General features: G+C 46.1%; 18 protein-coding genes. 3 read left to right on the top strand and 15 right to left on the bottom strand.

What is annotated here, in order from left to right:
• Window positions 1-65: 65 nt before the first annotated feature.
• The 3 genes from DYH48_RS00985 to DYH48_RS00975 are packed head-to-tail and all read right to left on the bottom strand — an operon-like array spanning window position 66 to window position 4393.
• Window positions 66-1799 carry a putative bifunctional diguanylate cyclase/phosphodiesterase gene (locus DYH48_RS00985; protein WP_012090289.1) on the bottom strand — a complete coding sequence of 578 codons (1734 nt, stop codon included), beginning with the start codon at window positions 1797-1799 and terminating at the stop codon, window positions 66-68.
• A 9-nt stretch (window positions 1800-1808) separates the two neighbouring features.
• Window positions 1809-2243: a response regulator gene (locus tag DYH48_RS00980; RefSeq protein WP_006079986.1), complete on the bottom strand. Its 435-nt coding sequence runs from the start codon at window positions 2241-2243 to the stop codon at window positions 1809-1811.
• Complete coding sequence (locus DYH48_RS00975) at window positions 2240-4393, bottom strand: CHASE domain-containing sensor histidine kinase (protein ID WP_115333812.1); 2154 nt, start codon at window positions 4391-4393, stop codon at window positions 2240-2242. The genes DYH48_RS00980 and DYH48_RS00975 overlap by 4 nt, the downstream gene beginning before the upstream one ends.
• A 324-nt stretch (window positions 4394-4717) precedes the next feature.
• On the opposite strand from DYH48_RS00975, the gene DYH48_RS00970 reads away from it, so the two are divergent.
• Window positions 4718-4894 carry a PA3496 family putative envelope integrity protein gene (locus DYH48_RS00970; protein WP_006079984.1) on the top strand — a complete coding sequence of 59 codons (177 nt, stop codon included), beginning with the start codon at window positions 4718-4720 and terminating at the stop codon, window positions 4892-4894.
• Between the two features lie 182 nt (window positions 4895-5076).
• On the opposite strand, the gene DYH48_RS00965 is transcribed toward DYH48_RS00970, so the two are convergent.
• Window positions 5077-6039, bottom strand: a complete 963-nt coding sequence (locus DYH48_RS00965) for a PDC sensor domain-containing protein (RefSeq protein ID WP_006084247.1) — start codon at window positions 6037-6039, stop codon at window positions 5077-5079.
• Window positions 6040-6317: 278 nt separating this feature from the next.
• Here DYH48_RS00965 and DYH48_RS00960 point away from each other — a divergent pair, with 278 nt between their 5' ends.
• Complete coding sequence (locus tag DYH48_RS00960; RefSeq protein WP_006079982.1) at window positions 6318-7673, top strand: flavohemoglobin expression-modulating QEGLA motif protein; 1356 nt, start codon at window positions 6318-6320, stop codon at window positions 7671-7673.
• An 86-nt stretch (window positions 7674-7759) separates the two neighbouring features.
• Here the strand turns inward: DYH48_RS00960 and DYH48_RS00955 are convergent, their stop codons facing one another.
• From DYH48_RS00955 to DYH48_RS00915, 9 genes are all read right to left on the bottom strand, one after another.
• Entirely contained in the window at window positions 7760-9136 is a 1377-nt protein-coding gene (locus tag DYH48_RS00955) for an alanine/glycine:cation symporter family protein (protein WP_006079981.1), read from the bottom strand.
• A gap of 290 nt (window positions 9137-9426) precedes the next feature.
• The gene (locus DYH48_RS00950) at window positions 9427-10869 is read right to left on the bottom strand and encodes an MBL fold metallo-hydrolase RNA specificity domain-containing protein (protein ID WP_115333811.1); all 1443 of its coding nucleotides are present in this window, start codon (window positions 10867-10869) and stop codon (window positions 9427-9429) included.
• A gap of 117 nt (window positions 10870-10986) precedes the next feature.
• Window positions 10987-11871, bottom strand: coding sequence for a DUF2927 domain-containing protein (locus tag DYH48_RS00945; protein ID WP_172481129.1), 885 nt, complete (start codon window positions 11869-11871; stop codon window positions 10987-10989).
• Between the two features lie 6 nt (window positions 11872-11877).
• Complete coding sequence (arsJ, locus tag DYH48_RS00940; protein WP_115333809.1) at window positions 11878-13146, bottom strand: organoarsenical effux MFS transporter ArsJ; 1269 nt, start codon at window positions 13144-13146, stop codon at window positions 11878-11880.
• A gap of 10 nt (window positions 13147-13156) precedes the next feature.
• Window positions 13157-14170 (bottom strand): ArsJ-associated glyceraldehyde-3-phosphate dehydrogenase, encoded by a 1014-nt coding sequence (locus DYH48_RS00935; RefSeq protein ID WP_006079977.1) that lies wholly within the window; start codon window positions 14168-14170, stop codon window positions 13157-13159.
• Window positions 14171-14373: 203 nt separating this feature from the next.
• Window positions 14374-14610: a thioredoxin family protein gene (locus DYH48_RS00930; RefSeq protein WP_006079976.1), complete on the bottom strand. Its 237-nt coding sequence runs from the start codon at window positions 14608-14610 to the stop codon at window positions 14374-14376.
• Between the two features lie 9 nt (window positions 14611-14619).
• A complete protein-coding gene (locus DYH48_RS00925; protein ID WP_012090296.1) occupies window positions 14620-15615 on the bottom strand; it encodes a permease in 996 nt (331 codons plus the stop codon).
• Window positions 15616-15783: 168 nt separating this feature from the next.
• The gene (locus DYH48_RS00920; protein WP_011845683.1) at window positions 15784-16128 is read right to left on the bottom strand and encodes a metalloregulator ArsR/SmtB family transcription factor; all 345 of its coding nucleotides are present in this window, start codon (window positions 16126-16128) and stop codon (window positions 15784-15786) included.
• A gap of 501 nt (window positions 16129-16629) precedes the next feature.
• Complete coding sequence (locus DYH48_RS00915) at window positions 16630-17241, bottom strand: LysE family translocator (protein ID WP_006079973.1); 612 nt, start codon at window positions 17239-17241, stop codon at window positions 16630-16632.
• A gap of 99 nt (window positions 17242-17340) precedes the next feature.
• Here DYH48_RS00915 and DYH48_RS00910 point away from each other — a divergent pair, with 99 nt between their 5' ends.
• Window positions 17341-18207, top strand: a complete 867-nt coding sequence (locus DYH48_RS00910; protein WP_115333808.1) for a LysR family transcriptional regulator — start codon at window positions 17341-17343, stop codon at window positions 18205-18207.
• 246 nt (window positions 18208-18453) lie between these two features.
• On the opposite strand, the gene DYH48_RS00905 is transcribed toward DYH48_RS00910, so the two are convergent.
• A complete protein-coding gene (locus DYH48_RS00905) occupies window positions 18454-19461 on the bottom strand; it encodes a GlxA family transcriptional regulator (RefSeq protein ID WP_006079971.1) in 1008 nt (335 codons plus the stop codon).
• A 91-nt stretch (window positions 19462-19552) separates the two neighbouring features.
• Entirely contained in the window at window positions 19553-20248 is a 696-nt protein-coding gene (locus DYH48_RS00900) for a cysteine hydrolase family protein (protein WP_011845680.1), read from the bottom strand.
• Window positions 20249-20265: the final 17 nt, after the last annotated feature.

Below are 20265 nucleotides of genomic sequence, written 5' to 3'. Positions count from 1 at the left end.
TGTAAAGCAAGAAAATATTCCTCACCAGACGAAATCACTATGCTATTGAAATAGTTCGAGACCTCTCACACTGGGAGCTGAGTTTGGGTTAGTAGTGGCAGAATATACTTGGCCTCAAACGCCGCGGCATCTAAGGGGCGCGAAAATAAATACCCTTGTAAAACAGTGCAATGGCGAGCAGTGCAAAACTCTGCTTGCTCAAACGTTTCAACACCCTCCGCCACAGAAATAACATTAAACCCATAGGCAAAGTTGAGTAAAGCAGCGAGCAATCGGGTGTCTTTTTCATCCTTATCGTAGGAAGCGACAAAGCTTTTATCGATTTTCAGCACGCTGATCGGAAACAGTTTGATGTGTTCTAATGACGAAAAACCCGTCCCGAAGTCATCGAGGGCAAAACGCACCCCTAATCCGGCGATTCTATCGAGCACTTTGGCATGTTCATGGGGATCTTCAATAAGGCAATTTTCTGTAATTTCAAGCTCTAATGCTCCAGCAGGCAGGCCTGTCTTCGTCAGTGTATGCACGATTTTATCAAACAGGTTCTCATTTCCAATTTGAGAGGCTGAAAGGTTTACTGCGATAGTGAATTCTTGGCCTAGGGGCTGTAATTGGGCTAACCAAACCTGTGCCTGGGTACAGGCTTGTTCAAGCACCCAATCATCAATGTCATCCATTAATCCAATTTCTTCGGCTATGGGCAAAAATTGATCTGGGGCGATAATACCATCCACTGGGTGCTGCCATCGGATAAGAGCTTCCATCCCTACCAGCTGATGGGTTTTCGCATTAACCTGTGCTTGATAGTGGACCTTAAACTCATTTCTTTTTAAGGCCATACGCAAACTTGATTCGATATGATTGCGGTAGCGCACCTCTTTGTCTAAGGCTTCGGAATAAAACTGGATCTGGTTTCGGCCCATCTTTTTAGCACGATACATGGCGATATCGGCGCATTTCATCAGCTCAGAACTGTTCGAAGCCGCTTCATTATAAAAAGCCACACCGATACTGGCACCGATAAGCACATCGTTATCACCGAGGCAAAATTCATCCTCAAAGACTTTGAGCAGTCGATTGGCCACTATCATGGGGAAATATTTATAATCGTTATCTGTCACCAGTACGACAAATTCGTCACCGCCTAAACGGGCAATAATGTCGCCATCTCGCAGCACTTCACTTAATCGAGCCGCCACTTTGAGTAACAGCACATCACCCGTTTGGTGGCCTAAGGTGTCGTTAATCGCTTTGAAATCATCGAGATCCAGTAAGATGACCGCTAAATAGTCGTGACAGCGTTTCGCCCTTGCGATCGCTCGATTAAGACACAGTTCAAAACCATAGCGATTAACCAGCTTAGTGAGCGAGTCGTGCTCGGCCAGCTCTTTTAGTTTTTGATGGCTATTCCGTAACGCCAATGCCATTGAAGATCTTTGTTTCGCGTAGCGAATCGCACGGGTTAAGATCCGCGAGTTAACCTCATCCTTAAGCAGAAAATCCTGCGCACCTAATTCAATGCAGCGCTGGGCCAGTTTCTCATCTTCATAGCGACTCAGCATCACGACCACAGTCTGATCTTGCGTCATGGCATTGAGCTTAATTAACACTTCTAACCCATTGGCATCGGGCAATAAATAATCCAATAGAATGCCGTCGAAATGACGTTCTAAGGCAAGATTCAAACCATCAAATGCACAATTGGCTTCGATCACATTAAACGTCAACTTTGACTGCCTAAGTGCTCGGATAATTGCCGTTCTATCGACTTCATCATCATCGATCAGTAGTAAATCCATATACTCACCTTATGCGGATGGGAGCTCGACTATTCGCCAGTAACCTTCAAGCATATTAAAAATATTGTTAAAACCGTCCTTTATGTCAGTTTTAACCATGTAGCCAGCCACATGATGGCTATAGGCTTTCATTCTATCTTCATCGGTACTCGACGTCGTGAGCATAAAAACGACAGATGATGAAAGTGAAGGATCTGAACGTATCCGCTCAAGAAACTCAAAGCCATTCATTCTTGGCATATTAAGGTCGAGCAAAATAAGATACGGGCCTTTAATCGTGTCTAAGCTGGTGAGAATCGCTAGTGCCTCAATGCCATCCCGCGCTCGTACTAAGGGATTGAGTAACCTAAGCTGTCTCATCGCCCGCTGCACGGCCATGTAATCCACATCATCGTCATCAACTAATAAAATGGTGACCTGTTGATATTGATCTGCTGCTCTCATAGAAGCTCCTTTTTCACTATTTTCTTAGGCCAAGTAAAGTAAAAACAACAGCCTCTGCCCTGCGATTTGAGTTGAATATTCCCACCTAAACTTTCAACTGTTTTCTTCACAAGTGATAACCCTAAACCACTGCCCTCGACTTCATCCCTAGGTTTAAGTGTTTGAAACATTTCGAAGACTTTATTCTGATAGGCACTTGATATACCAGGGCCATCGTCTATCACACTGAAGAGATAATGTTTATCCGCAGCCTCACATAAGACAGTGATCACACCTGTGCCTAAGTCATGGTGTTTAATGGCATTGCTGATTAAATTTCGTATCACCAATTCCAACAGTGCGCGTACAGTATGGAAATTTGGAAACTCCCCTTTTAGAACTAACTCAAACCCCTGTGGCGGCGCGACGAGCGCAAACATGTCTTCAGCCAGTTGCCGACTGTTGACCTCGGTGGTTTCAGTATCGACACGGCCAATACGGGAGAACATCAATAGCCCATCGAGCAATAACACCATGCGATGAATACGACTTTGGATCAGCCCGAGATATTTCTGCACGTTTTCATTGGTGTTATCGGATAAATCCTCTGCTAACCAAGAAGTTAACTGCTCGATACCCCGTAGTGGGGATTTCAAATCATGGGAGGCGATATAGGCAAAACGGTCGAGTTCTTGATTAATCCGCTCAAGCTCTTGCATGTGTTCTGCACGCTGGACTTCAATGCGCTTACGTTCAGACACATTGTTAATCGTCGCGAGAATGAAAATGCCATTACTGAAATGAATAGGCGTCAGCCCCACTTCTATCGCGAGTCGACTGCCATCTTTACAACAGCCAAATAAGTCATCCCGCATCGACATATTTTTCGCAATGGGCTGCACTAAGTAATTATTCATGTGCTGCTGATGCGCATCCCTCAGCGCGTCTGGCAATAACATATTGATAGAGCGGCCGAGTAACTCGTCTCTGGCATAACCAAATAAGCGTTCGGCATGGGTGTTCACTAACGTAATAACCCCAGCCTTATCGACCATAAATAGTGCGCTTGGGGAGGCTTCAATGACGAGTCTAAAGCGTTTTTCATTCGCGATTAGCTCAGAGGTAAGCAATGACTCTTTATATCGATTACGCGCCATGATTAGCACAGAATAAAACAACGCCAAAATGAATGCACAACCGATAAATTGCAGCCAGATACCTTGGGTCTCTTCCGATCTTGAGATAAAACGCGATTGTGATGAAATGTCCAAGCGCCACTGCTTACCGCCAATCAAGTCGGTCTGTGACTGATAGAACACATCTTTTTGATTTGGCAGTACTTTACTGCTAGTAAACATTAAACTGTCAACACTTGCCTGTGGGTTTTCATAAATGGCGAGCTTCAAACCTGAGAATCGATCCCCCATAATTCCTTGCATGAGGTCGTCCATCCTAAACGCCGCATACACGAGTCCAATCGCCTGCTGTTTCCGTTCAGCCTCCGTTGCCACAATCCCTTGATAAATTGGCAAATACATCAAAAAACCTGCTTTAGCATCTTCGGGTGTATCTTGCACTAAGGCGACCTTGCCTGAGATAGTTGGCTGACCAGTGGTAATGGCTTGATCTATGGCTTTGCGACGATTAGCCTCGGAGCACATGTCATAACCAAAGGCTCTTTGATTGCGCCAATCAAAAGGCTCTAAATACAAGATCACGCAATACTGATCACGAACTCCTTCAGGGTAAATTTTATAGTCTTTAAAGCCTTCGGCCTGAACTTGTTGGACGTGGGTATCTAATGTGTCAGGTTTAAGTAACTGAGCATAGCCAAAGCCTTGGAAACCCGGGTAATACTCGGATAAATGCGCATTGACAACATAGGTTTGCCATTCCTTGCGGGTCACATTATTCGAAGATAATAACAAGCCGACACCACCGCGTAAGACTTGCTCGTAGGCAAGCATTCTGCGATTCACCGCTTCGGTTAACTCTTGAACACTGTTCTCGAAACGCTCTTCACCCCTATCTCTAAGATATTGCTCCAGCACATACCAAGAGATGCCCATAAAAAGTAAAGCAGCGACAATCATCAGCCAGCTAGAGCTCAGCACGCTAAAGTAGATATTATTTGATGGGCTATGCGATTTAGAAAACTCATCCTTGTCCATATGAGCCAATTCCCTAGCAAACGAACAGCAATAAACAATGTTACAAGTGTTGTTGTAATTACGCCTAAATTCAAGTTTATCCTACTATTTAACTAGGAATTAACCCGAATATATCGATGACGATGTTGTGCTCTCAATCACAAAATAAGCAAGAACTAAATTAATCAAATAGGCAATCCCAGTCTTGGCTTGACGCTAAACCGCAGCGGGCTGAATTATCCGGCTCACGGGCAGAAAATTTTACCCTGACTACCAAAATTATTTGCTTTTCTACCATACTCTTTTTAGTTAGAAAGTCGTTAGGAACAACAAGAGGAATTCGTTATGGCTCATATTACTGAAGTCGTGCCCAACGATACTGAACTTGAGGCAATGACCACACCGAGAAACAGCAAAGCCGCTGAGGCAATGCAACATAGACGTGAAGTCAAAAAGCGTTTAGAAGACTACCTCGAACGGGCGGAGTTAAAGCGGGCATTAGGAGATGACGATTTTTTCTAGCCTATTTGATCTCACTATCTAGTGGGCAAAATTAGGGTGATGCTGCGTTAAATCGCAGAGTGTTTATCTAGAACTCACACAGTTCGTGTCCACTCAGACCTAATATCTCACCCAGCCCTTAGTGCTGGGTGTGACTTTGTTTAGTCCTCTTAATCACCACCTTCAAAGCTACATCATCCTTGTCACTTTTTACCGCTTTTATAGGCTTGAGTTTTAATCAGCAACCATTCGGCCTTAGCACCTAAGTAAACGTAAGCACCTAATCCTACGAGTAAACCGACAACGGCTAACATCATCCAGATCGCGGGTTCAATATATTGTTTCTCACCGAGTGACGCCTTGAACATAGTCAATAAGGCCTCAATGGAAATGGCAATGAGGATGGTAGAAACAAACCGCGTAATGGTTCGCCGCGTTGAGCTGTGGCGAAAGATATCCTTATGCATTAGGACTTCTTCTTCGAGAATGGTTTTCCCGAGATCGAAAATCGCTAAAGCTAACGTCATAAAAATAATGATCCCAAAAGGTTGCAGCGGATCTTGGCCAATTCGCTCGACCGTAAAGAGTCCGTAAATATCCCTCAGTGCGGTCCAGAGCAATACCGTGACCAGCACAAACAACCCAGCCACAATCACGCCATAAACCGCTTTAAATGCCGGCGTTACACGCCGCCGTGCACTGTCGCCCATCATAAATTCAATCAAACGGGTCAAGTCCACATCCACCACTAAATAACCCAATTTTTGCTCCTGTTGATAAATGGCTAAGGAGGCAGAAAGGCATAAATTACCGCTGGCATTGGATAAATAGGGACGCGTAATGTTCACGCCATCGGACTCATCACGATTAATGAAATAGGGTCTTTGGCTGCGATCGCGATTGCCACCTAACGGAATTAACTCGATCTGATGGTCTACCACGGCGATATTTTGGCTTATCTGCAATCCTTGACTATCGAGTAAATACATCAGTTCAACAAAGGGATAGCTCTTTGCAATTCCTTTCATCGCTTTGACATCGACCTTAGGTTGTTTAAATAACTCGGCGTCGGCAATCCCTGTAAGAATCGATTCCATCAGTTCATGCACAGTGGCCTCGTATTCGTGATACCGCTCGATCACACTCAAATAACTCATCGCTGCCATGTTTCGCTCCAATCAACCGATTTCTAAGTCCAGAACAAAGCAGCTTTAATGCCATATCAATAAAATAATATTAAACAAATAGTTACCAATTCATGACTCATAAACACAGCGCTAAAATAGTTACAGGTGCACCAAAATGATTCACAAAACCGATAACAGTTAATTTATGTAATCGGTATATTTCCTCAGCTAGCCTGCGAATCAATATGAATAAATGAGGTTTAAGGCTATGATTAGCCACATCTCTCTCGCTGAAATTACCTGCAGGATATACGGGAATGTCTGAGTCGTTAGCCCAATATCAACAAGATCTACGCCGTTTTTCCGATGAATTAATTCGCATCCAAACGCCAATAAAAATCTTAGATGCCATCAAATGGCCGCGGGAAATGGAGGAGCGCTTTCTCTCGAATAAGGGCACTGTACTTCCGGCTATCAAGCAAGAGTTCTATCAAAACATTGCCTTACCTTTTGACCCCGTCAAAACCCACGCAGAACTCGCCTCCCTAAAACAGGATATCCATAGACGTTTAGGTAAACGGGATAAACTCGGCAAGATATTGGTGGCTAACGTCGATCAATATCGCCTTGTGGTCGATATGCTCGAAAACAGAGGCACGCCGACCTTTGGTAAACTTAGCCAAGAATTATACGGCAGCGCGAGTCACAGATTGCACGGCGATCGTCATACGCTGCGACAGTTAGGCGATAAACTCAGTTATATCTTCTCGCTGCCGGCAGCGAGACACATGAATAAACATCATCCTAAGATTATTAGCGCCCCCGAAGCGGTTCACGTGCTCAGTCAACGCTTAGAGAAATACTTCCATAGCGATGACATGCGCGTGCGCCTCAGTGACGGTATCGTCTCCGATGCCGCTGTAGGTGGCGATACCGTTAAGCTCAATAGCAAAGCCATGTTCAGCGAGTCGGATCTCAATGTATACGAGGTTCACGAAGGTTGGGTGCATGTCGGCACAACGCTAAATGGTCGAGCCCAACCCCACGCCACTTGGCTCAGTGTCGGTTCGCCGCGGGTAGCCGCGACTCAAGAGGGTTTAGCTGTTTTACTGGAAATGCTGACCCTAAGTTCAAATCCGGGACGAGCTCGGCGTATTAGCGATCGTGTCGCCGCGGTCGATATGGCAGAAAATGGCGCCGACTTTATTGAAGTATTTAATTATTTCAGAGGATTAAACCTGAGTGCGACCGACAGTTATCGCGTCACCCAAAGGGTTTTCCGTGGGGGTATGGTAGAAGGTGGTAGCTTCTTCACTAAGGATATTTCCTATGTGCGCGGCTATGTGGAAAACATTAACTTTATCCGCAGTGCTATCACCTCGGGCCTTCCCGAACTTATCCCTATGTTATTCCTCGGTAAATTGGCGATCGAAGATATCCCGGTGTTATACCAAGCTTGCCAAGAGGGCATACTAACGACACCGAAATATTTACCGCCCATGTTCGATAACTTTAGTGGTCTTTATGCTTGGTTTGGTTTTGCTTCAGGCTTAGCAGGAATCGATTTGAAAGGCGTACAACGTCACTTCACTCGCCTGTTTAAAGATGTACCGAACGTCGAACCAGCCTTTGAGTTCCTCGACGATACTGAGTTCGACAACAACTCGGATTAATACGTAAATATTATTGATTTAAATGAAAAAAGCTCACAACTAGGTGAGCTTTTTTATTCTAACGTGACTCAACTTTATTCATCAGATTAAGATTGGGCCTTTGCTGCTTCATCGGCACGCTTTTTAATGAAGTATTCCCGCGTTAAACCAAAGACCACAGGGCTTAACAGTGCCAAGGCGATTAAGTTGGGAATGGCCATCATGGCGTTTAAGGTATCAGCCAATAACCAAATAAAATCTAACGAGCTAACGGCGCCTAGTGGCACGGCTATGGTCCATAGCAACCTAAAAGGTTTTACCGCTTTGATACCAAAGAGATACTGCACACATTTTTCGCTGTAGAAGCTCCAACCAATAATGGTGGTGAAGGCAAAGATAGACAAGGCGATAGCCACGATATAATTACCCAGAGGCAAGGCATGGGAGAAAGCGTATGACGTCAGCGCGGCGCCATTTTCACCCGAGGTCCAAGAGCCTGAAACCACAATTGCCAGCCCTGTAATCGAACAGACCACGATAGTATCGATAAAGGTGCCGAGCATAGCCACCAGCCCTTGCGCCACGGGATTATTGGTTTGTGCCGCAGCATGGGCTATCGGCGCGCTACCTAAACCCGCTTCGTTGGAGAATACGCCGCGCGCTACACCAAAACGAATCGCCGCCCACACAGCGGCACCGGCAAAACCACCTTGGGCCGCAACAGGATTAAAAGCACTGTGAATAATTAAGGCGAATGCCGCTGGCACATCTTGAATATGCACCACCAACACACCTAGGCCAGCAGTGATATAAAAAATCGTCATAAATGGCACTAACTTACCGGCGACTTCAGCGATACGCTTAATGCCACCCATCAATACCGCGCCGACCAGCAGCATCATCACCACGCCAGACACCCAAGCCGGAACGCCGAAGTTACTGCTTAATGCTGCTGCCACTGAGTTGGCTTGTACCGTGTTGCCAATACCAAAGCCAGCAAGTGATCCAAAAATCGCAAACAGTGTGCCCAACCAAGCCCACTTTTTACCGAGACCATTTTTAATGTAATACATAGGGCCACCGACATGGTTACCCTGATCGTCCACTTCACGGAATTTAACCGCCAGCACAGCCTCAGAATACTTAGTCGCCATGCCCACTAATGCGGTGCACCACATCCAAAATAACGCGCCTGGGCCACCGACAAAAATCGCCGTCGCCACGCCAGCGATATTACCCGTACCAATAGTGGCTGAAAGCGAAGTCATCAGTGCATTAAACGGACTCACATCCCCTTTCACATTTTTATCTTTGTCGGGAATACGGCCAGACCAGAGTAACTTAAAGCCTGTGCCTAACTTCAGAATAGGCATTAATCTCAGCCCGAGGGAAAGAAACAAACCAACGCCTAAGATCATCACCAACATAGGTGTGCCCCAGACAAAGCCATTAATCAGGCCAACAAACTCCGTAATCGCTTCCATTCAAACCTCGTGATTGCTTGTTATTGTTATAGTTTGACTGACGCCGTCGGATTAGGACTTGGCCTAATGAACACGACATATCAAGGAGCCAATCTAACAGTTGCACCTCAGATTACAACGAATAGTTAACAATTGGAAATCTAAATCATGTGCTAATTTATTTGAAATGGATTGGCACGCAGAGTCGCTGTCGAGCGGTGAGATATTGATTTTCAACACAAATAAAAACTCCCCGCATTGAGTATGTAGGGAGTTTATCGAGCAGTACGTCGCTAAGTAGGATGGTTAACTTAAGCTGGTTTCCACACTAACTGTGGCAGCGCGGTTAAATCTAACCTGTCGCCATGGGTCGCAATCGCGGTGGCTTGAGGTTTAGTCTTAGGATCTTGGTTAACCACATCGACCAATCCATGCTGCGCATCGGGTTCTCCGTGGACTAAAATCAGCGGCGGTTGGCCTTCAAAGTGGCGATACCAACGTAATAACTCAGCTTGATCCGCATGGGCAGAAAGCCCGCCAACTGTGTGTAATTTTGCCGCGACTTTGATGCTATTTCCGTGGATAGTCAGCTCCCCAACACCGTCGACCAAGGCACGTCCCGGTGTGCCAAGGGCTTGATAACCACAGATAATCACATCGCATTCAGGACGCCATAAATTGTGCTCTAAGTGGCTACGAATACGCCCACCGTTACACATGCCGCTCCCCGCAATAATGATCAATCCCTTATGCACTTCATTCAGCGCCATCGACTCTTCGGTCGTCTGGATAAATTCGACATTCGACAACAGCGGATGCTGCCCAGGATGTTGGCGGGTAAAGCGTTTAAAATCCTCATCCATCAGCGGATAATTATTGACGTAGACGCGAGTCGCCTCAATCGCCATGGGGCTATCTAGGCAGATTTTCCAGCGACCGAGATCCCATTCTTTAGCATATAAATGAAAGAGATATAATAACTCCTGCGCCCGTCCAACCGAGAAAGCTGGCAGCAAGATATTGCCTTGGCTCTCGTTGACTGTCTTAGCAAAAATGTCTTTCAACTCGGCTAAGGTTTCCGTCCAACTACGGTGAAAACGGTTGCCGTAGGTGCTTTCCATTAACACTAAATCCGCCGTATCCACTAAGGTCGGATTGCGTAAAATCGGCATCCCCGCACGGCCAAGATCGCCACTGAAGACGACTTTCTTCTGGGACTTGCCCTCGCCTAACCATAGCTCGACTAAGGCCGAACCTAAAATATGCCCCGCATCTGAGAGACAAATATCCACATGGGGAATAACTTGAGTTACTTGGCCGTATTCCAGCGGTACAAATTGGGTAATGGCTTGTTCGGCATCTTCAACAGTGAAAAGCGGTTCTAGGGGTTCAAGATCATGTTTAGCGCGCTTTTTATTGACCCTTTCGGTGTCGCGAGTCTGCAGCATGGCCGCATCTTTGAGCATAATGGCGCACAGTTCTGCCGTGGCTTTATGGGTGTAGATTGGCCCATCAAAACCCGCTTTAACTAAGAGTGGTAAACGCCCTGAATGGTCGATATGGGCATGGCTGAGCACAACAGCGGAAATAGACTCAGGGTCGAAGGCGAAGGGATCATGATTACGCAGTTCATCCGCTTTACCACCTTGGATCAAACCACAATCAAGCAATAAGTGTTCATGATCGACCGAGAGTAAATGGCACGAGCCGGTCACTTCCTCTGTCGCTCCTAAAAACTGCAGTGTCATTCGCATGGTGTCCCTCCAACGTTTTTACCTTGTATAAAGCTAGACTATGCCCTTATTCCTCAAAGAAAAAGAATTAATTGGTCGCATGCGAGCAATGTCAACTTTCGCAGTAACACTCAAGCATCAATAACCTAATAAAGGGTATAACTGCCCTTGACGCACGGTTTTATCGGCATGGGTAAGTGTGCCATCACGCTGCCATTGTTCGAGCAAGAACTGCAACGGCGCTTTGACCTCAGCGGCCGTCATACCAGCGCGAATACTCGGGTTATAGAGCAGTTTAAGCAGAATGAAATCGAGCCCTGTGAGTAAATCCTGCGGGGTTTTATCGTTAAAGATGGAGGGAAATACTTTTTCAGAATCATTGGGTAGCCCAAGCACTTGAGTAATTTCCTCAACTACACAAGCCACTAACTTACCGTGCATTTGCGCCTGATCGACGGGAATGATCACCCATGCGCGTTCAATTTCACTCTTAGCATTAAGGGCAAACTTGGCCATACACACTGAGCCATGGACATTCTTCGCCGAACTTGGCCCCATTAAGCGCATAACCTCGCTCTCCCATTGGGATTGACGGGTAAACACTAAGTGCAGATTCGCATCCAAGAGCGTATCCACCAGCTGAATATCATGACCCGTAATCTCGGCTAAGTGCGCTAAGTGCATCTGCACTAATTGGGTGTGCAGCGCCCTGTCGCCCACTTGATGTTCGACAAATACTCGTACCGGAATTCGCCACTTACGCACCCTATGTTTCGCCACGTCATACTCATTTTTAAGGGCGATTTCACTAAAAGCTTGGGTAATGTAAGTTAAGTTTTTCCAATCACTTGCTGGTGTTAATGTCGGAATTAACGCGGGCTGCGTTTGAGCGGCGTAAAGAGGTAAGGCTAACAAACTTAAGCACAAGCCTAAACTCATACACAGGCTGCGCCAAAAACGCCGACACGCAGGTAACATTAACCCTTTGTAGTAATGTGTTGATGCCTTGAGCCACGTTTGCATTAGCACTTATTCCACAGCTTGCCGAGGTAACTTAATCGAAATCATAGCAGTGATGCCGATAAAAGCGGTCGAAATCCACAAACAGGCAGCTAAACCATAGGCTTGATACACTAAGCCAGACAGCACAGTGCCGACTAAACGCCCCATAGCATTGGCCATGTAATAGAAACCCACATCCAGTGACACCGCATCTTCACTGGCGTAACTCACAATCAAGTAACTGTGCAGCGATGAGTTCACCGCAAACAGGGCACCAAATAACATGAGACCCAACAACAAACTGGCCTCGGGATAAAAACTAAACTGTATCGCGCAGGCAATCAGCGCTGGCACAAAGGCCAACATACTGGCCCAAATTAACGCGCTGCGGCCATCGGGGGCTGTATCAGTTAACTGACTTTGCGCTTGGCGATTGCCCGTGATCTTAGGTGCTAGGGTTTGCACTATGCCGTAACCGATAACCCACACGGCTAAAAAGCCGCCCACTGCCCAATGATCCCAGCCTAGTTGGCTGGCTAGATACACGGGCAGCGCCACCACAAACCACACATCTCTGGCGGCAAACAGGAATAATCGCGCCGCCGAGAGAATGTTTACGCTGCGACTCTTAGAGAAAATCTCCGTAAATTTGGGCTTATTCTTGGCTTTACCTAAATCCTTTTTCAGCATCACTAGACTGAGTAACCAGACGAGTCCGAGCAAGATAGCCATAGTGGCGATTGCCAGCTCAAACCCGAGCAAGGCAAGCAAGGCGCCGCCGAGGAAAAATCCCGCGCCTTTGAGGGCATTTTTAGACCCCGTTAATAGGGCAACCCACTGGTAAAGTTTGCCCTGCTCGCCTTTTGGCACCAACAGTTTGATCGCGCTTTTGGCACTCATCTTATTGAGATCTTTAGCGATCCCAGATAACGCCTGCGCCGCCATCACCCAAGGCACGCCTGCAAGCCACAAAGGTAAACTCGCCGCCGGCACTAACAGCATAGCTAAGGCAAACACTTGCATGCCAAGACCCAAGTTCATGGTGCGATTTAACCCTAAACGCGCCCCTAGCCAGCCGCCAATCAGATTGGTCACTACGCCAAAAATCTCGTAGAACAAAAACAGCATAGCGATCGCCAGCGGACTGTAGCCAAGATCGTGAAAATGCAGCACCACTAACATCCGCAGTGCGCCGTCGGTTAAAGTAAAACTCCAATAATTGAAGGTGATCAACAAATATTGCCGCACGGCAGCAGGCAATTGCATCAGTTGTTCAAATGGCTTGGCGGCAAACAATTGAGCTCTCCTAGCGCGGCAAATCAAGCTGGCCGACTAAACGGGCAAGCTCAGCGGTGCGATTGGCGTAGCCCCATTCATTGTCGTACCACACATAGAGTTTAAGTTGAGTGCCATTAATCACCATGGTCGAGAGCGCATCTATGATGCTTGAGCGCGGATCTGTCTTGTAATCCACCGACACCAGCGGCCGCTCTTCATAACCTAAAATGCCCTTAAGCTCACCTTCGGCGGCGGTTTTAAGTAGCGCATTCACTTCTGCTTCGGTAACGGCGCGCTCAAGCTCGAATACACAATCGGTCAGCGAAGCATTAGCCAGTGGCACCCGCACGGCGTGGCCATTAAGCTTGCCCTTAAGCTCAGGGAAAATATGGGTAATCGCAGTCGCGCTGCCCGTGGTGGTTGGGATTAAACTCAAACCACAGGCGCGGGCACGGCGTAAATCCTTATGCGGTGCATCGAGAATAGTTTGCGTGTTAGTAATATCGTGGATCGTGGTCATAGATCCGTGCTTGATGCCGATCTGCTCGTGGATCACTTTCACCACAGGCGCAAGGCAGTTAGTAGTGCAAGATGCGGCGGTCACAATAGGATGAATGGCAGGATCGTATAACTGATGATTAACCCCGATCACTACGTTTAGCACGCCTTCTTCTTTCACGGGAGCGGTGACAACCACCCGCTTAACACCTTGATCTAAATAAGCTTGCAGTAATGCTTTGGTTTTCATCACGCCGGAGGCTTCAATCACCACATCGCAACCGGACCAATCGGTATCGGCGATGACTTTATTGCGCGTGGTGCGAATGATTTTATCTTGGATCTGGATCTCATCGGCATTCGCCGTCACGGGATAACGCCAGCGACCATGGACAGAATCAAACTCGAGTAAATGTGCCAATGTATGGGCGTCGCCAGCGGGATCGTTGATCTGCACAAACTCCACCTCATCCCAGTCCCATGCCGCGCGCAGTGCTAAACGCCCCATACGCCCAAAGCCATTAATGCCGATTTTGATTGCCATGATGATATTCCAATATGTTGATTTTAAATTTTTATGTCTTTAATTTTTTTATATTTTCTTAACGCTACTAACGGTTTACTTAAACGATAACACCGCCATTGCCAAAGACTGAGTATGGCAATGGCGTGTATTTATTAGCTTATGTTTCTTAACTTATGTGCTTGGCGAACGAGCAACCTTGATTGACTAAAGCTGACTACAACTTAGTCCCTTAACCATCCTTCAATTTCGTCACGAGTCGGTACTGAGCCGCTGTGTATGAGCTCACCATCGATCACTACCGCAGGCGTCTTCATCACTTTAAATTTCAACAGGGTTTGAGGATCTGTGTCCTTTTTCACAATCGCATCCACGCCCATTTCTTCTGATATGTCCGCAATCATCTCGGCGGTTTTACTACATTTAGCGCAACCACTACCTAATACTTTGACTTGTTTCATGTTATTTCCTTAAAGATACGGTGCTGCAAAATTAAAAATCCAACCTACTAACGTAAATGCCGTCAATAGCACAACCAACAGCACCGCCAAAAGGCGCCACTGCATCACTTGTTTCAGTAAAATAAATTCGGGGAAACTGGCAGCCACTGTGCTCATACAAAACGCCAGCGTAGTACCAATAGGCAGGCCGTTCGCCAGCAAACTTTCCATCACAGGAATAATGCCAGTCGCATTGGAATACAGGGGAATGCCGACTAATACGGCCGCAGGCACAGACCACCATTGGCCTTGGCCTAAATGGGTTTCAACCCACCCCTCGGGCACAAAACCGTGCAAGGCAGCGCCAAGACCCACGCCGATAATGACCCATTTCCAGACGCGGCCAAAAATCTCAAGCGCCTCAGCTTTAGCAAATTCATGACGTTCAGATAAAGATAAGACCCGCTCAGTGGTAGAAACCTCATTCGATGCCGCCATCTGGCGTCCACGAACGAGGGCTTCGGCGGCGAAGGACTGCAACCAACGCTCGGCCTTAATCGCATCTAACAATAGTCCGCCGAGCATACCCACTGTCATGCCCACAGCCACATATAGCAAGGTAAATTTCCAGCCGAGTAAACTCATGAGCAGCAGGACGGCGACTTCATTGATCAAAGGTGAAGTGATCAAAAAGGCCATAGTGATCCCAAGGGGGATCCCGGCCGAGGTAAAACCTAAAAAGACAGGGATACTCGAGCAAGAACAAAAAGGCGTGATGGCGCCAAAAATCGACCCCAGCAAGTAACCTACTCCCTTATTCTTACCCGCTAAATAATCTCGAACTCGCTCAACATCTAAGGAAGCCCGCAGTAACGCGATGAAATAAATCATCACCACCAGCAATACAAAAATTTTACTGACATCTTCAACAAAAAAATGCACAGCTCCGCCCAAGGCCGAACCCGCCTCTAGGCCAAACACGCCGTACACTAGCCAAGTCGCAAAATCAGTAAATATTTGGAACATATTGATCCCTACACTGACGGTTTACTTGCTTAAATGTCGCTAGAATCGCGCGAGTCTGCTCGACCCTAAACTCACAATTGACTAAGACTCTACTCACTTAGACTCAGCACGAAATGACAGAGCACCGCTTATCACTGCCCCCTGTCACGACTGCTTAACAGCAGTCGCTTAGCAACAGGCCGTAACGCGATCGGGTCGACCGCCCATCTGACAAAGATTACGCACGTTCTCCTGCAAAAAGCTGTCGTTATCATCACAGGTTTGGCCAAGTACCTGCTGGCACCAAGGCGCGATCTCAGCATTGATCCGATAAAACACCCATTGACCTTGGCGCCTATCGACCAACAACCCAGCCTTTTTCAACTGAGCCAAGTGGCGCGAGACCTTAGGCTGACTCTCAGACAGCGCAGCCATAAGCTCACACACACACAATTCACCTTCACGCTGGATCAGCAGCAGGCATTTAAGCCGAGTCTCATCGGCAAGTGCCTTAAAAAATGCGACGGGTTGCATCAATTGCTCCCAAAGTTGATTGGAGTATATATGGTAAATAATATATATGAAAAAACGTATGTGTTGAGTTATTTTTTACAGAAATGTGAGATGCATTGACGAGGAGGATTGATTATTGGAAATCAGAATTGATACAACTCAATGAAAATATTATCGAAAATACTGTTGAAGGCTATCCGCTGGAGTTGCAGTTTTTACTTCTTGTTCAGCCAACAGTTATTGCTCTAGCAAGATAATTTTATCGTCAGTTGTGCGACATTCATTGTCATTGTTTCCCAGTAACTCGCCATCCGTTTCTTTTATAAGAAGTATCCATGATGGCTCAGTTCAAACATCCCTGTTTTAAAAGGTCGCTGGTGAAACAATGCCAATCCTAACTAATCCTTTAGCAGTCCATTTAGCTAAAAAGTAATTGTCCTAAAGTGAGATAAATTCATTATTTAGTGAGTGTAGGTTCCACTGAATTTACAACATATTTCCTTAAGGTGTGAAAGGTGTTGTTTAGGCATTGGTTGACAGTATCGCGCCAAAAGCAATGAGACCAAAACCGCACGCCTGATTGATTCTATGACCAAACTTTTTAAGCATGTTACTCGCGTGTTTTGATGTCACTAGGTAAGCAACTATACAAAACCAAGCTGCATGTAAAAAAGCAATGTAAAAACCATAGGTAATGGCGAAAGACATGCTTTCATTATCAGATGAAATGAGTTGGCTGAAGACGCTAAGAAAGAAAATCATCGTCTTAGGATTCAATGTATTACATAAAAAACCTTGAAATATATACTTTCTAGTTTGTGTGGGTTGAACGTTTGTTTTTTCATAGTCTAGATCTAACTTGGAACTGACTAATCCTGTCACACCAAGATAAATTAAATACGCTGCACCAACATACTTCACTATGCTAAATAAAACCGCATTTTGAGAAACTAAATGACTGATCCCAATAACAGAATAGGTAATATGTACACAAACACCTATCCCTATCCCAAGAGCCGTTAAAACGCCTGCTTTTCTGCCATAGATTGCACTATTTTTAAATACCAAAACAAAGTCAGCTCCAGGACTTACCACGATTAAAAGCCCAAACACTGCAAAACTTAATAACTCCATTTAATCTCCTCACTTTTCATAATTTTGAGGTAATTGTATAGATTTATTGATGAGTTATAATCGAAAAAAAGGCATCCTAAATGTGAGAAAAAATCACAGATGAGACATTTAAAAGCATTCTATGTATTTCATGTTACGGCAGAGTCATCGAATTACAGTAAAGCAGCAGAGAAACTTCATATCACTCACGGAGCAGTAAGTAAGCAAATTAAATTGCTGGAGAGTCATCTATCGCAGATGCTGTTTTACAAGCAAGGCAGAGGAATGTGTCTAACGCAGGAAGGTGAATTGCTCAAGCAGTACACTGACATTGCTTTTAATGCTTTAGATAATGGAATTAAGAAGTTAACAAGGGAAAGTAACAAACATCTTGAAGTTTCCTGTGAACCAACATTAACGATGCGCTGGCTGATGCCTCGACTGGCCAGTTTTTTTCGGCTTACGGGTATTGATGTTCGGCTATCAACCGCTGGAGGACCTGTAGATTTAGATGAAACAGGATTATCTTTAGCCATTCGGCGCGATGACTTCGATATTAGCCCTGAATATACAGCGCACAACTTAGTCAATGAGTGGGTTGGTCCTGTTTTTTCCCCTGAATATTGGAGAAAATCTCAGAACAACTTAGGTGATATTGTTCTTCTTCATAGTGAAACGAGACCTTCTGCATGGTCAGATTGGTCATCACGCTCAACACATACCTTTTATACGAACAAGTCCAAATCCTTTGAGCATTTCTATTTCTGCTTACAGGCAGCAGTTGACGGTTTAGGGGCTGCGATTGGATCATATCCTCTTATAGTAGATGACTTGAAAAGTGGGAGACTGGTCGCTCCATTTGGATTTACCCAATCCGGACATAAGTACTTACTGCTCAGTCATACAGAAAGACTGGGAAGCAATGAATTAGAGTTCTTAACGTGGTTAGAAAAAACCATGTCTTTATGCCAACCAGAAACTCCTTAGTTCAGATTTTAGGTATGGAACGCTAACTTAGAAATATCCCAAGCCGTTCAAATCTCACATCACCTTAATAACTGATTTTTTACCCAGCGAGCAGACAGACCATGTCTATGCGTCAGTTAAGTTTTAGAGGAAATCTCAAGCTGAGATAAGTTCAGTCTGTTAACACAGCGGAGGGTTAGTGACTTACCTAAACCTTGATAAGTCATCACATCAAAGTCAGTGCTGATTTTAATGATAAAACAACTTTCATTCGCTAGCCTTACTCTTTCCCCTAAATACAAATCGGTAATTCGATGGGGAAATATCAAACTGTTGACGGAAGTGGCGCCGAAGTGAGGTGGTAGAGGCGAAACCGGCTTGTTCGGCGATACGGTCGATGGAGTGGTCTGTCGTTTCTAAATATCGTTTCACCATAATAAGCCGTTGATTAACCAACCAGAGTGAAAAACTGGTACCAGTGGCTTGTTGAAAACGCCGAGTAAAATGGCGGCGACTGATGCAGGCTTTCTCAGCCATAGTGTCAACCGTCAGCGGCGATGCAATATTTGCTATCGCCCAATCCATGATGGCGGATAAAGGCTCGCGCTGATTAACGGCTGGAACGGGAATATCTATGTATTGAGCCTGACCACCTTGGCGGTGCGGTGGCACAACGAGATGGCGAGCGACTGCGTTAGCCGTTTCAGATCCCCACATTTGCCGAACGATATACAAGCAGCAATCAATGCTCGCGGCAGTGCCCGCAGAGGTGACCACATCACCATTATCGATATACAGCACCTTCTCATCGACAAACACATTCGTGTGCAGATTACGGAAACATTGTGCCCAGCGCCAATGGGTGGTCGCGGAACGTCCGTCGAGTAATCCTGCGGCAGCCACAACAAAAGCGCCCATGCACAGGCCTATGATGCGCGATCCATTGGCGTGCGCTTGCTGCAAGGCATTAATAATACAGGGTTCTGGCTCGTGTGCAGGATCATCCCAACTCGGCACTATGATGATGTCTTTTGAGCTTAATTCATCCAGCCCCTTTTCTACTATCATCGAAAAGCCTGCGCTGGTTTTGAGTATTCCGGGTGTGGCGGCGCAGATGGTGATTTCGCAGGCGGGCGTGCCATCGGCCTTGAGCACTTTTTCAAAGACTTCATAGGGAACTGACAGATGAAATGGAATGATCCCATCAAAGACCACTATGGCTATGGTCACTTTTGAAGCTGTTTCTATCTCACTCTGGTTCATCGTATTTATCATCGTCGGCTCAAACTATTCTTAATGTCGCTCACTCAAAGATACCAGCTAATACTCATTTATGTATTAACGGGTATCTTGCGATTGTTGGCCGTTATAGTCGCACCACTGGCATGTTGAGCACCGCTTGAGTAGTTTTAATCTCAGCAAAAACATCGGCAACACCCGCTATTGCAGCACGTTGCAGCGTGGCGTGATCTACGATAGATCCGTCCCAAGTTGCCAGATCGCGAGTGGCGGTGGCATCTTCTGCAATGATCACATCATAACCCATAGGCACAGCATCACGCGCTGTGCTCGACACGCACATGTGCGTCATCAGCCCAGTAATCACCAGTGTTTTGATGCCCTTCTCTTTCAGTTGTTGATCAAGATTAGTTCCCACAAACGAACTCGGCGTCGCCTTATTGATAACAAAATCAATATCTAGCGGTTGTAGATCCTGATGAAACTCAGCGTTAACGCTACCTTCCGCAAATAGTGGCCCAGCAGCGGGTCCTAAATGACGCACAAAATAAACTGGCATCGCATTCTGGTGCGCAAATTTAACCACTTGCTTGGCTTTGCCCAACGCTTGCTTGCCGTTCGGGATCGGCATGCTGCCAGTGAAATATTCGTTCTGAAAATCAATCACCAATACAGCTGTCGTGTTCGCATTCAGTTCAGTTGGCGCTTGCGCCTGAGTCATGGTGCGAATTGTTGGTGCCGATACTTTATTACTTGTCTCTGCGCTGGCCGTTGCACTCGCCATCGAAAGTGCCAGAGCACTGCATATTGCTACTTTTTTCATCGTAAATATCCTTGCAT

The organism is Shewanella baltica, assembly GCF_900456975.1.
Taxonomy (GTDB): domain Bacteria; phylum Pseudomonadota; class Gammaproteobacteria; order Enterobacterales; family Shewanellaceae; genus Shewanella; species Shewanella baltica.
This window is presented reverse-complemented; position numbering and strand designations above follow the sequence as displayed.

Coding starts and splice junctions, on each gene's coding strand:
- DYH48_RS00985 (WP_012090289.1), bottom strand. CDS start 1,799: ATGGATTTACTACTGATCGATGATGATGAAGTCGATAGAACGGCAATT.
- DYH48_RS00980 (WP_006079986.1), bottom strand. CDS start 2,243: ATGAGAGCAGCAGATCAATATCAACAGGTCACCATTTTATTAGTTGAT.
- DYH48_RS00975 (WP_115333812.1), bottom strand. CDS start 4,393: ATGGACAAGGATGAGTTTTCTAAATCGCATAGCCCATCAAATAATATC.
- DYH48_RS00970 (WP_006079984.1), top strand. CDS start 4,718: ATGGCTCATATTACTGAAGTCGTGCCCAACGATACTGAACTTGAGGCA.
- DYH48_RS00965 (WP_006084247.1), bottom strand. CDS start 6,039: ATGGCAGCGATGAGTTATTTGAGTGTGATCGAGCGGTATCACGAATAC.
- DYH48_RS00960 (WP_006079982.1), top strand. CDS start 6,318: ATGTCTGAGTCGTTAGCCCAATATCAACAAGATCTACGCCGTTTTTCC.
- DYH48_RS00955 (WP_006079981.1), bottom strand. CDS start 9,136: ATGGAAGCGATTACGGAGTTTGTTGGCCTGATTAATGGCTTTGTCTGG.
- DYH48_RS00950 (WP_115333811.1), bottom strand. CDS start 10,869: ATGCGAATGACACTGCAGTTTTTAGGAGCGACAGAGGAAGTGACCGGC.
- DYH48_RS00945 (WP_172481129.1), bottom strand. CDS start 11,871: ATGCAAACGTGGCTCAAGGCATCAACACATTACTACAAAGGGTTAATG.
- DYH48_RS00935 (WP_006079977.1), bottom strand. CDS start 14,170: ATGGCAATCAAAATCGGCATTAATGGCTTTGGGCGTATGGGGCGTTTA.
- DYH48_RS00930 (WP_006079976.1), bottom strand. CDS start 14,610: ATGAAACAAGTCAAAGTATTAGGTAGTGGTTGCGCTAAATGTAGTAAA.
- DYH48_RS00925 (WP_012090296.1), bottom strand. CDS start 15,615: ATGTTCCAAATATTTACTGATTTTGCGACTTGGCTAGTGTACGGCGTG.
- DYH48_RS00920 (WP_011845683.1), bottom strand. CDS start 16,128: ATGCAACCCGTCGCATTTTTTAAGGCACTTGCCGATGAGACTCGGCTT.
- DYH48_RS00915 (WP_006079973.1), bottom strand. CDS start 17,241: ATGGAGTTATTAAGTTTTGCAGTGTTTGGGCTTTTAATCGTGGTAAGT.
- DYH48_RS00910 (WP_115333808.1), top strand. CDS start 17,341: ATGAGACATTTAAAAGCATTCTATGTATTTCATGTTACGGCAGAGTCA.
- DYH48_RS00905 (WP_006079971.1), bottom strand. CDS start 19,461: ATGATAAATACGATGAACCAGAGTGAGATAGAAACAGCTTCAAAAGTG.
- DYH48_RS00900 (WP_011845680.1), bottom strand. CDS start 20,248: ATGAAAAAAGTAGCAATATGCAGTGCTCTGGCACTTTCGATGGCGAGT.